The following is an 11,967-nucleotide window of genomic DNA, read 5'->3' as shown; positions in this document are numbered from 1 at the left end:
CTGACTGTATTCTTGAATAAATCGTTCTTTGAACGCATCCGTGTACGTAATAGCTTTAGCGCTGACATTTTTCACATAGGGATTTCTTCTTAACTGATCTTGCTCTTGAGTTGTAAAGTATTTTTTTGACATCTGCTTGACCACCGCTCGTTTTTTATTCATTGTACACAAAAAGACCCTACAAGATGACCTTTTTTAAAGTGTCTATCTTATAGGGTACATTTTAAAATTCCGGCTAACCTGATCATATGAAAGCCACCGCCATGGCGACTTCTTATGAATAATATATTATGGACAATATGAAGAATCAAATATGATTTAGCTTTTTAATACTCTGCTCTGAACATGATGCAGCAGCTTCTGAAGCCAGATCATATCACTCTGAATGGAGTGGTACGCGTGATCTCGCATCAACAACAGTGCATCTTTCAGATCCTCCTGCACATCAATCTCCTGAGGTGTATGAGAATCAATATATTCCAGCCTCTTATTCATCTTCTCAATAATATCCTCAATCAAATACGCGATCTTCTGATTATCCACCTTATCCAAATGGACCAAGGCAGCATATAAGGACTGTACATTCGTAAACTTCTGGAACACCTTATATATGCTCTGTTCAAGGGACTGACGTCCTTTATCGGTGATTCCATATGTCGTTTTATCCGGTCGATTTTCAGTCTGAATCGTTTCAACCTTCTCGATCAGGCCCTTCTTCAGCAACACTTCAAAATTATAATAAATGGTGCCTTCCGTAATCTTGGCATCCGTTTGATCCAAATGTTTCCCAATTCGTTTCTTAATATCATAGGGATAATAATTCCCCTCACTTAGTGCACCGAGTATAAATATTTGAATCGACATTGTGACTGCCCCCATTCTCTCTTCCAAGGGTACAGCTTCCTTCTCACCGCCTACCCTCATCACTTCTATTTTATATCATAACGGGCTGTTGTACAGACTCCTGTGTTGTATCAGTCTGTTTGGCTTTTTTGAAATGATGAATGACCGTATTGATCACAAAGGCTCCCATGCCCACCAATGCCAGTCCAACCGCATATTTTACCGTATTTCCTCCGCCAAAGAGAATATTATAATCCAGATGCGTTGAATAGAACATCGGTGTGATTTGACTCACGAATTTGAAATATCCTGGCATCATCTCCGGTGACATGGACGTCCCGTTTGCAATGGATTGGCTGAGTACAAATATCATGTTGATCAGCATTCCACCTTGACCTAGAAGCATGATAAAGATGCTTGTGAATTCAATTGACACAAACAGCTGCAAGCTGTGTACCATCCACATTTTCAAAAACACTTCCACCCCATACCCCTGCACCATAAAATAAATGCCGATCCCTACAAGCGGAGCAAGGATGGAAACAAGCAGGTTGACTCCTCGCATTGCAAAGAATGCTTTCCATTTACCCATTTGCCCTTGCAGTTGTTTCATTCCGCCAATGCTTTGCATCGCATAGATCATGGCTCCAACATAGAGCGCCATGGTGATGAACATCGGTGCCATCTGATTCTGCATGCCTGCTGGCTGCGGATTGCTGAGAACGATGTCGGATGACACTTTGCCCATAGTGGATTCCACAATCTGCTTCGATTGCTCCGCAGGAACCTGCATACTGCTCAGCACACCCTCAAAGCTCTGTGCCTGAACCTGTGCGCCCATCTGCGCCGTGATTTCAGCAGCTACATTTTTCATAGAGCTTGTGATTGTTGTTGGGTTTGATTCATTAATCAGGTATTGGAGTTGAGCTTTGCCGCCCTGTTCAGACAGTTTCTCCGTAAAATCACCCGGTATACGTATGATCATATGAATATCCCGGTCTTCAAGCCCTGTCTTTGCCTGTTCCAATGATTCGTTAGTCACTACCTTAAATGGCAATTGTTCTTGCAATTTTTGTACAAATTCAGTACCGGATTGCTGGTCCTCGTTGACAATGGCCACCGTAAGATTGGTTACATTTTTGGGAATTGCGCTATACCCTGACATGAAAACGGTCAACATTACAATCTGATAAAAAACGATCATGAATATGCCTGCCTTGACTCCGCCGTGCTTCAGTATGTTCTTCACTCTCTACTCCACCTTGTTGTTTTAATTTAAACTACTTGAATTAAAGTACTCTTATTTGTTATATTTGTCAATGAGACCAACCAAGGAGGCGAAACGAATGACGAAGAACTCTATTATTTCTCTGTCAGAAATCACGAATTTCCAATCGAAAGAAGAAGAATTCAGTCCCTACCGTTGGTATCGCAGCATGTTGAATCAGGAACCTGTCATCTACAATGAAGAGACCGATTCCTGGCATGTATTCAGGTATGATCTTGTCAAAACCGTGCTTAATGATCATGAGCACTTCTCCAGTGTGAGAAAAAGATCAATTATTAACGTGGGATATTCAAGTGAAGAAGAAGGCGCGGACAGCGAGTATCATATGCCGGACAAGCTGGATATTCACAACGTAGATCCGCCGGAACATCGCAAGCGGAGATCATTGCTGGCAAGTGCGTTTACACCGAGAAGTCTCAAGCTTTGGGAACCGAGAATAGAGGCTGTGGCCGAAGAGTTAATTAGAGAATTTAAAGATCAATCAGAAGTGGACATTGTGGAAGCTTATACAAGCATGTTTCCTGTCATTATCATGTCTGATCTGCTTGGCGTCCCCTCCAAAGATCGCCATTTGTTCAAGGATTGGGTGGACACCATGTTTATGCCCACGACCAAAGCCACCTTTGATCAAATTAACGCAATGAAAAAGATTGCCGGTGAAGAATATTTTAAATACTTGCATCCCTTCGTTGTGTCCAAAAGATCCAATCTGGGAGAAGATATCATATCCGACCTGATCCAGGTGGAAGTGGATGGCGAGCACTTTACGGATGAAGAGATCGTGCGAACCACCATGTTTATTCTGGGCGCTGGCATAGAAACAACAAGCAACCTGCTGGCCAACTCGTTCTATGCCCTTCTGTATGACCAACCGGAATTATATGCCGAACTCAGGGATAACCTTGAGCTAGTTCCAGGCGCGGTAGAGGAAATGCTAAGATATCGCTTTCACATCAGCAAAATGGACCGGATGGTCAAAGAGGATAACGATCTGCTTGGTGTTAAACTAAAAAAGGGAGACGCTATCGTTGCGTGGATGAGTGCGGCTAATATGGATGAGAACATGTTCGATGATCCGTTCACCTTGAATATTCATCGATCGAACAATAATAAACAGCTTGCATTTGGTTTCGGTACTCACTTCTGTCTGGGGGCACCACTGGCGCGTCTGGAGGCCAAAATTGTACTGACCACATTTCTAAAAACGTTCACCAGCATTGAACCTGTGGAAGAATTCAATCTGGAGGAGAATCTGACCGCTTCTGCGGCCGGACAATCTTTAACAAGCCTTCCGCTGAAGCTGTATACGTAAGTTCATTTCACGTATCTAGTTGCCCTTAGAAGCAAAGAATGATTGAATCCAAATGAATGTTTTCATTCGGCCAGAATAGGCTATAATTGAACCAAAATACTCTTCATCCCCTTCTTGAGGGGCAGTCGGTATTTTGGTTTTTTTACATGTTTGAACAAAACAGACGAGCAATATCGTCCAAGAAAGCTCCTTCTTTTTATATTATAATGACATTTAACTTACCAGAAAGAAGGTGCAGCAGGTGACTCGTGAAGTGCGAACCGTCGTGTTCGATACCGATCTACAACTAGGAGCCTATCAATTCGAAGGCATTCGATTTCACACCGGTGGAGATTCTATTTTTCCGATTTGTGATTGGCTATGTGGTGCTATTCCTGATCTATCCGAGGTTGATGCGAATTACCTCACTTCGAGAAGAAATGCTCTTTATCGGTGCTGGATTATGCGGGGTTACGTTATATTTTCTCATTGAAAATATTGCACTGGTGTACACACTCGCTTCCAATGTAGGTGTTATTGTTTCAATTGCACCATTCTTTACGGCAGTCCTTGCACACTTCTTCCTGGATGGAGAGAGATTGCACAAGCGGTTTATTGTAGGCTTCGCCCTTGCCTTGATTGGCATTATCCTTATTGGATTCAACGGCAGTTTCATTCTGCAACTGAATCCGCTGGGGGATCTGCTCGCTTTCGTGGCACCTGCTGTATGGGCGATCTACTCTGTTATCATGCGCAAAATAGGTGAACTTCCCTATCACACCATCGGTGCTACACGCAAAGTATTCTTTTATGGACTATTATTCATGCTGCCGGCTTTATTCCTGTTCGAATTCCACTTCGATCTTGGGCGCTTCGCCAACATGGCCAACCTCTCGAACCTTCTCTTCCTCGGGCTGGGTGCCTCCGCCTTATGTTTTGTAACTTGAAACCGGGCAGTGAGTCTTCTGGGAGCCGTCAAAACAAGTGTCTACATTTATTTGGTGCCTGTCATTACTGTCGTCGCTTCTGCACTAATTCTACATGAACGGATTACCTGGATAACGCTGCTCGGAGCTCTGTTAACGTTGCTCGGATCATTCATTTCAGAGAAGAAAGTACAAAGAAAAAGAATTCCTAATACGTTACCGAAACTTCAATAATATATGACTTTATCGTCTATAACTCAAAAAAGAGGCATTAATCCTGACGGATTAGTGCCTCTCTTCATTTTGCCAGGACATGGCTTCGACACCCTTCTCTAATTCAACATGGATAGAAGGTTCTCCAACTCCTGCTTCTCCAGATGTCTCCATTGCCCACGTTCCAGTCCATCGAGCGTAACATTCATAATTCGGATGCGCTCCAACTTGAGCACTCTGTAACCTAGGGCCTTGCACATTCTGCGGATTTGCAGATTAAGCCCCTGAGTCAAAATGATACGAAATACGTTCTCACGTTGCTTATATACCTCACACGGCTTCGTCACCACATTCATAATCTCAACCCCTTGCGACATCGCCCGTACGAATTCGTCTGTCACTGGTTTGTCTACGGTTACTACGTATTCCTTGTCATGGTTATGCTCCGAACGCATCATCTTGTTCACAATGTCCCCGTCATTCGTCAGAAAAATCAAACCCTCGGACGCCTTATCCAGCCTGCCAATAGCAAAGATACGCGAGGGATAATTCACATACTGAATGATGTTTCCCTCCACCTGTTCCGCTGCGGTGCAGACAATGCCGATCGGTTTATTCAGAGCAAGGTAAACCGGCTCGTGATCATTGTAAGGAATCTCTTTACCATCAATGAGCACGATATCCTCGGGCTCGACGTCCGCACCTTTTTCACATACCTTGCCATTAATCGTAATCCGCCCGGCTGCAATTAATCGGTTCGTTTCCCTGCGGGAGCAAAATCCCGTTTCACTTATGTATTTGTTAATTCGCATGCTCCACCACTTCTCATCTGTAATATTGCCGCTGGTCCATTAGCGAGTTCATGTTGTCAGTTTATCTGCTTCGTTCAATAGGTTAGTACCTTGTACTGATTTTCATCCCACATCATCTCACTTATAATGAAACGAAGCAAATGAATTGTTATACGGAGGTATATAGTAAATCCAAATTAAACTAAGGAAAGGAGTTAAGCATGGACAAAACGTGCATGAGAGTCCTAAAAAAGTTATATCTACACACCAATGGTGATTATGACAGAGTACGAGAAGTAATGATCTATCAAACGAATACATTAACTGGAGCCGAACAGGAGCTACTGTCTACACAAGGCTGGGTGGCTAACGATCTGGAAATGATCCATCATGATGAACTCATTCAGCAACTAATCACTTTCCAGCAGAATGAACGTCTTTCCTGGTCCACAATTACCCAAGCATTTATTGCAGGGGTCGGGGGCAGTTATCCACGAGGCATATCTACGCTCGCAAGCTACCATATGATGATTCACTCGCAGGCGCATGCTTACGAAGAGACCGAGCAATTTCTTGCTTGCAGAGTTTGCGGTTTCAGTCATAGCGACGAGGGCTGGAAGAATCTCTCCACTATTCGATACGCTCTCCATCAGGGTTATGATTACAGTGGGACAAGTGTAGGTGCATACGCCGATCTGACAGAGTTTGTCACCTTACTTGAGCAAGGACCTATTAAACCGACTACCGAGGATATCAGCACATTCAATCAACTGCTTTACATGCTGGATCAGGCTGAGGACGAAGAGTCTCCGGGAAAATTTGAGAAACGACTCACTGCAGAGAAATTGATCAAAGGACACGCCGGGATTCGTCGAAGTATTCTTCAAGCGCTGTCCAGAGTAGGTGTACTGCCCAATCAGGTTCTCTCCCTCAGTACAGACCATTGGACTAACAACGAGCATATCCTGAACGGTGAGTTGCTGCTTAACAATACCAAAGGCCGCTCTGATATGCAGATGCCTTGGGCGGGCTGGCAAGGTAAACTAGGCGTCGATTGGGACAAAGCACGCAAGCTGTTTGGAGAAGCGATTCAAGTCAAAGATTAAACGCACCAGCCTTTCATATTAATGATTATTGTTTTGTATAAACAGCTTAATCCAGATGAAAAAGGAGTTTCCCATGCACACAGTTACCCAACTTTTAATGGACCCTGATCATCCGAACCAGAATAAGTTAACTCATATTTGAATTAATGTTCCATAAAGTCAAGAAGTTTCCTGTCTATTTCAGACTAGGAAACTTTTTTATTTCGACACGAAATCGTTTTAGGATGAACATTGTGTGAGAAAGATTATCCATTCGTCAAAAGTTAACATTATTTTACAATAAAAAGCATGTACAATTGCATAATAATGGTATAAGTTATATACGAAAGAAACAATATTTACATAATATAAAATTTATATCCATCTTAGGAGGGCAACTTATGAGAAGAATTTTCGCTTTAAGCTGCGGTTTTTATCTGTTAATCGGCATAACCAGCGTTGTACTCGGTGCACTTCTACCCGTTTTATTGACACATTATGAGCGCGGTTATAGTGATGGCGGGTTTTTGTTGTTTTTGCAGTTTCTCGGTTTTCTTGTCGGGGTGCTCGTTGCTCCTTCCATGACTGCCCGCATCGGCAGAAAATCCATGTTAACCATTGCATTGATCTGTATTGTGGCCGCCTATGCCGTTCTCGGATTCTTGCCATCTTGGACAGTTGTTCTTCTTCTAACCATGTTTGTTGGGTTTGGGTCAGGTATCATTGAGCCCTCTGTTGGTGCTTTTACGATAGAATTCACGGAAAATCAGAAAGCAGTCGCCATGTCCAAGCTTGATGTGTTCTTTGCCCTTGGAGCACTTCTCATTCCGGCAGTCGCTGCCTTATACATTTGGCTGGATCTTTGGCATCTTACGTTTTATACCGTTTCCGCATTGTCCCTTGTTCTCATGTTGTTATGGGTGACCATGCCCACCTCCGCCGCTTCATATCTGAAACAAGCTGGTGAAAATACCGTTGGACATGCAACGGGTAGAGCCCAGTATTCCAGAAAACATCTGGGGCTGCTCACCATCTTCGTCATCTTTTTCTTCGTTTACATGGGTCTCGAGTTAGGCCTGATGAACTTCCTGCCTTCCATCCTGGTCGAACGTTTGCAGTTGCAGGAGTCAGTCGCTTCACTCAGCGTATCCATTCTATGGATTGCCATGATTATCGGCCGTCTTTTTTCCGGAAAAATTGCTGAAGCCGTCAACTACATGCCTTTCCTGATCTGGAGTACGGTAGGAACACTTCTGTTCGCCGTTGCCATGGTGTTCGTTACAGGCCAATGGGCAACATATCTGCTAATCTTCGGCACTGGATTGTTCATGTCAGGACTGTTCTGTATTGCACTGGTCTATGCCAACATTCTAATTCCAGGCATGACTGAACGCACAACCAGTATCCTGATTGCATCAGGCGGTATTGGTGGCGCCATCCTGCAGTATGTCACCGGCTGGAGCATGAGTGCGTGGCCTGTAGTGAACACGATCTGGATTTTGGCCGGATTTTGTCTGATTCTGCTCCTCACTCTCGTACTCTCTCATCTCTGGAATGTACGGAACAGCAGCGTAAGTGGAACTCTCGCACATCAGAGTAAAGAGATTTAAACGTTGCATCTTGAGAGGGGTGATGCCTGCGTAATCCGGAATTATTGATCATCGTTCAGGCTAGTACATTACATTTATGGAGGGAATCGTATGCAAACTTTAACCAAAAACCGTTTCAGAACCGGAAAAGGGATTAAGTTGATTGACGATGCAGGCGTTGAGTATCTGGATGGCGTATCCGGTACGTTCAATCTGTCACTGGGCTACAATCACCCGCATGTCGTGAGCAAAATTCAGGAACAAGTCGGCAATCTGACGCATATGTCTTCCTCCTTCACAGAACCTTACGTGGATGAAGTGCTCGATCATCTGATTGAATATGCTCCAAACGACATTAATGCCGGATGGATGCGGGATATTACGGGCTCAACCGCCAATGAATGTGCCACCAAAATTGCTCAGAAATACACGCAATCCACAGACATTATCAGCCTGTACCTGTCCCATCATGGGCAGACCCAGTTTGCAACCGGGATTTCAGGAAATGCCTTCCGGCGTAAACGGTTCCCCAACTCGGCTGTTGCCAACTCCGTTCATGTGCCTGCACCATACTGCTATCGTTGCCCATTCAAATCTTCAAGCGGAGACTGCGGATATCAATGCGTTGAAGCTATCTCCGATGCTATAGAATATGCGAGCTCCGGCTCAGTCGCCTGCATGATCATTGAACCAATCCTCGGCAATGGCGGCAATATCATTCCTCCTGCAGGTTATTTCAAGCGCCTGCGTAAGCTATGTGATGAGTACAACATCATTCTTATTGCCGACGAAGTGCAGACCGGAATCGGACGTACCGGGTATATGTTCGCCAGCGAACTGTTCGATATCCAGCCTGACATGATTACCCTTGCCAAAGGGCTCGGTGGTATCGGTGTGCCTGTTGCTGCGGTATTGATGCAGTCCCGATTGAACGTACTGGAAAAGCATGAACATTCCTTCACCTCAGGAAGCAATCTGATCTCCGTAACCGCTGCCAAATCTACCCTGGAGGTTGTATCCGAACCCGGATTCCTCGATGACGTGAAACGCAAAGGTGAAATTTTAGGTGGATTACTGCAAGATTTGGCCATGAAATATCCAAGCATCGGTGAAGCTCGCGGAGTCGGGCTGATGTGGGGATTGGAAATGGTGGGTGACAATAATGAACCGGATACGGATAAAACCAACGCCATTATTGACCGTGCCTTCACGGATGAGCATCTGATTTTAAGAGGATCACGTTACGGCTTCGGGAACGTCGTTAAGGTCAGACCATCACTTACCACAACAGAAGATGAGCTGGTTGAAATTGTAGAGCGACTCGATTCGGTGCTTGCCAGCGTCCATTAAAACATTTCAATGCCATTGCTCGTAGTGGTCGTTTCGGTTACGAATCGTTCTTCTGATCGCTGTTATCCTCCGATTTTTTTGATTTCCTTTTCCAAGGGAAAAATCCGTTGATAGCGTATGCTTCCGAAGCAGCTTTCTTTCAGAAAGCTTTAAGGCGAACGCTCCGCTTCTCCAGAATCGATTTCGTCCCCTTCACTACGTTCGTATCTTGTCAGAAATTGTTTTTAAAATGAATCGCTATAGTTACATTTCATATTATTATAAGGAGGTTTTAACATGTTAGCATTGGTATACAAATCGGCTTGGGATGTAGCGCTTGAGGAACGGCCTGTTCCGGAAATCACAAGAGACAATCAGGTGTTGGTTCGAATCCGGGCAACGGGTGTGTGCGGTACCGACCTCGGTATTGTCAGTGGTAAATATCATGCGGTTCCTTCCGTCATTCTTGGTCATGAGTCTGCCGGGGAAGTCATTGCCGTGGGCTCTGCTGTAACGACACTGCAACCGGGCGACCGGGTTGTCATCGACCCTACCTATTATTGCGGGCAATGCGACATGTGCAGAACAGGCAGACAAAATCACTGCACACATAAATCGGTTACAGAGACCGGTGTGAGCGCTGACGGTACATTTACGGATTATTATGTAACCGAGGATCGCTTTTTGTATAAATTAAAGGACCATGTGAGCTATGAGGAAGCGACCCTGACTGAACCGCTGAGCTGCATGCTTACTGGCATTAATCAGATCCATTTGCTGCCAAATTTCAGAACGATTATCCTCGGCGCAGGCCCGATCGGCATTCTTTACAGCTACGCACTCGCTTCCAAAGGCGTCACTGGCTGTCTCGTCGACATCTCTGAAGAACGTCTGGCTATTGCAGGTTCGATTGCACCGGACCGCTGGGAGGTTCATTCATCCTTTGAAAATGCGATAGAGTCACTGGCACCCACAACCAATCAGGTTGATATGATTGTGGATACAACAGGCGTCGTGGGCACACAAGTGCTTTCGCAGCTCGCCAGTGGCGGTTATCTCATGCTGGTTGGTCTGAGAGATGGTAATACATCGTTTAATCCCAAGGAAGTTGTGGACCGCAGTCTGAAAATTATAGGCTCCATCGACTCCCTGGGCACATTCGCAACAGCACATTACATGATTGAGCAGCAGATTATCCCGGCAAAAAAAATTATTACCCACTCTTTCCCGTTGGAGGATTATGAAGAGGCATTCCGCACACTCGGCTGCGATATTCAGGGACGCACACTTCAAGCCTCTTCACATGCCATCAAAGTGGTGCTGCAATCCAGCGGCTCCAGTATCTAAAGTAGCAAGTTAACTACGATTGAGATAAATTAGAGATAATTGCTTACAGAATCCTGGAGGAGGAATACAACATGGCAGCAAACAAGGAGTTTGACGGGCTGGGAGAGTCGAAGGATGGCAGCATTCAGGCAGTCATTTTTGACATGGATGGCGTACTGATTGACAGCGAACCGATTTATTTCGAGATTGAGCGCAGTTCTTTTGCCCATTTTGGAGCAAAAATGACGGAGGCCGAACATCACACCTATGTTGGAGTTACGCTGGAATCGATGTGGCGGCAGGTGTTGGACAAGCACCAGTTGACGGCTACCGTGGAAGAAGCCCTCGCCTACCATCAACATAATGTAATGCAGACGATGCTGGCTCACCCGAAGCTGACGGCCATGCCTTCCGTGGAACGCTGGTTAAGCTGGCTGCATGAGCAGCACATTCCGATAGCCGTTGCTTCTTCATCTCCACGTGCACTGATTGATCTGATCATGGACAAGACCGGACTTGGAAAATACTTTGAGGTCCGAATGACAGGTGAGGAAGTTACAAACGGCAAACCGGCTCCGGATATTTTCCTGACTACAGCTGAAATGATTGGAGCATCCCCTACGAACTGCCTTGTCATTGAGGATTCGCGCAATGGTGTTCAGGCCGCCAAAAGTGCTGGCATGCGCTGCATCGGATACCGTAATCCGGGATCAGGTGACCAGGACTTATCCAAAGCCGATCTTCAAATTTCCAGTTACGATGAGTTATGGACGCTGAAAGAGACACTTCCGTTGAAAGGCAGATCGCCAAGCTTGTCGGAAATAAACTAAGACGAAAATAAACAAACCAAATGGCTTCAATTCATTTGAATTGGAGCCATTTGGGTTTTGCTTGCTGCAAATTTAACGCGAGAACGCAAACTCAAATATCATCTAGACCGAAATATCCAGACTTCCACCCAAATTAGGATGAGGAGCCGGAACCGACTTTAACATTTCTGTTAGTTGTTGACCTTGCTGCTCTGCCATGTCTTTCGACATGGACATAACTTGCAAGCTCGCCGACTGCGCCACTGAGACTTGACTCATAGCCATTGATAATGCTGCAATATCCATGTTCTGCACTCCTTTCGTTTCTGGTCAATTGAGCGTACTTATTATATATCGGACAGAATGGATCAATTGTTAAAAGGATGATCAGAATTTGCAAGGGCATCGATTCACTCATACCCTTAATTGTTTCATCTCAACATTTTGTTGCCAAAAAACCTAAACGGCTTCAATTCT

Annotated in this window: 13 protein-coding genes; 8 read left to right on the top strand and 5 right to left on the bottom strand. The window is 45.0% G+C overall.

What is annotated here, in order from left to right; all coding sequences use genetic code 11:
• The 3 genes from BMW94_RS31330 to BMW94_RS17965 form a co-directional block, all read right to left on the bottom strand.
• On the bottom strand, positions 1-162 hold a 162-nt coding region (locus BMW94_RS31330), incomplete at its 3' end, for an HTH domain-containing protein (RefSeq protein ID WP_368086919.1).
• Positions 163-318: 156 nt separating this feature from the next.
• Positions 319-864 carry a PadR family transcriptional regulator gene (locus BMW94_RS17970; protein ID WP_175480749.1) on the bottom strand — a complete coding sequence of 182 codons (546 nt, stop codon included), beginning with the start codon at positions 862-864 and terminating at the stop codon, positions 319-321.
• A 70-nt stretch (positions 865-934) separates the two neighbouring features.
• Positions 935-2,092: a YhgE/Pip domain-containing protein gene (locus BMW94_RS17965; protein WP_091000376.1), complete on the bottom strand. Its 1,158-nt coding sequence runs from the start codon at positions 2,090-2,092 to the stop codon at positions 935-937.
• A gap of 97 nt (positions 2,093-2,189) precedes the next feature.
• Between BMW94_RS17965 and BMW94_RS17960 the strand changes: the two genes are divergently transcribed.
• The 3 genes from BMW94_RS17960 (at position 2,190) to BMW94_RS30965 (ending at position 4,582) form a co-directional block, all read left to right on the top strand.
• The gene (locus BMW94_RS17960; RefSeq protein ID WP_091000375.1) at positions 2,190-3,443 is read left to right on the top strand and encodes a cytochrome P450; all 1,254 of its coding nucleotides are present in this window, start codon (positions 2,190-2,192) and stop codon (positions 3,441-3,443) included.
• 326 nt (positions 3,444-3,769) lie between these two features.
• Entirely contained in the window at positions 3,770-4,369 is a 600-nt protein-coding gene (locus tag BMW94_RS17955; RefSeq protein WP_254790275.1) for a DMT family transporter, read from the top strand.
• A gap of 9 nt (positions 4,370-4,378) precedes the next feature.
• The gene (locus tag BMW94_RS30965; protein ID WP_302848006.1) at positions 4,379-4,582 is read left to right on the top strand and encodes an EamA family transporter; all 204 of its coding nucleotides are present in this window, start codon (positions 4,379-4,381) and stop codon (positions 4,580-4,582) included.
• 98 nt (positions 4,583-4,680) lie between these two features.
• Here BMW94_RS30965 and BMW94_RS17950 read toward each other — a convergent pair whose 3' ends face one another.
• On the bottom strand, positions 4,681-5,373 hold the full coding sequence (locus tag BMW94_RS17950; RefSeq protein WP_091000374.1) for a pseudouridine synthase: 693 nt from the start codon (positions 5,371-5,373) through the stop codon (positions 4,681-4,683).
• A 200-nt stretch (positions 5,374-5,573) separates the two neighbouring features.
• Between BMW94_RS17950 and BMW94_RS17945 the strand changes: the two genes are divergently transcribed.
• The 5 genes from BMW94_RS17945 (at position 5,574) to BMW94_RS17925 (ending at position 11,511) form a co-directional block, all read left to right on the top strand.
• On the top strand, positions 5,574-6,458 hold the full coding sequence (locus tag BMW94_RS17945) for a hypothetical protein (protein ID WP_091000373.1): 885 nt from the start codon (positions 5,574-5,576) through the stop codon (positions 6,456-6,458).
• 380 nt (positions 6,459-6,838) lie between these two features.
• Positions 6,839-8,047 (top strand): MFS transporter, encoded by a 1,209-nt coding sequence (locus tag BMW94_RS17940; RefSeq protein WP_091000372.1) that lies wholly within the window; start codon positions 6,839-6,841, stop codon positions 8,045-8,047.
• 90 nt (positions 8,048-8,137) lie between these two features.
• Positions 8,138-9,376 carry an aspartate aminotransferase family protein gene (locus tag BMW94_RS17935; RefSeq protein WP_091000371.1) on the top strand — a complete coding sequence of 413 codons (1,239 nt, stop codon included), beginning with the start codon at positions 8,138-8,140 and terminating at the stop codon, positions 9,374-9,376.
• A gap of 276 nt (positions 9,377-9,652) precedes the next feature.
• Complete coding sequence (locus BMW94_RS17930; protein WP_091000370.1) at positions 9,653-10,702, top strand: zinc-dependent alcohol dehydrogenase; 1,050 nt, start codon at positions 9,653-9,655, stop codon at positions 10,700-10,702.
• Positions 10,703-10,773: 71 nt separating this feature from the next.
• Positions 10,774-11,511, top strand: coding sequence for an HAD family hydrolase (locus tag BMW94_RS17925; protein ID WP_091000369.1), 738 nt, complete (start codon positions 10,774-10,776; stop codon positions 11,509-11,511).
• A gap of 102 nt (positions 11,512-11,613) precedes the next feature.
• On the opposite strand, the gene BMW94_RS17920 is transcribed toward BMW94_RS17925, so the two are convergent.
• Positions 11,614-11,796: a YjfB family protein gene (locus tag BMW94_RS17920; protein WP_024630505.1), complete on the bottom strand. Its 183-nt coding sequence runs from the start codon at positions 11,794-11,796 to the stop codon at positions 11,614-11,616.
• Positions 11,797-11,967 lie beyond the last annotated feature (171 nt).

Origin of the sequence: Paenibacillus sp. OK003 (genome assembly GCF_900109515.1) — a bacterium.
Lineage (GTDB): Bacteria > Bacillota > Bacilli > Paenibacillales > Paenibacillaceae > Paenibacillus > Paenibacillus marchantiae.
This window is presented reverse-complemented; position numbering and strand designations above follow the sequence as displayed.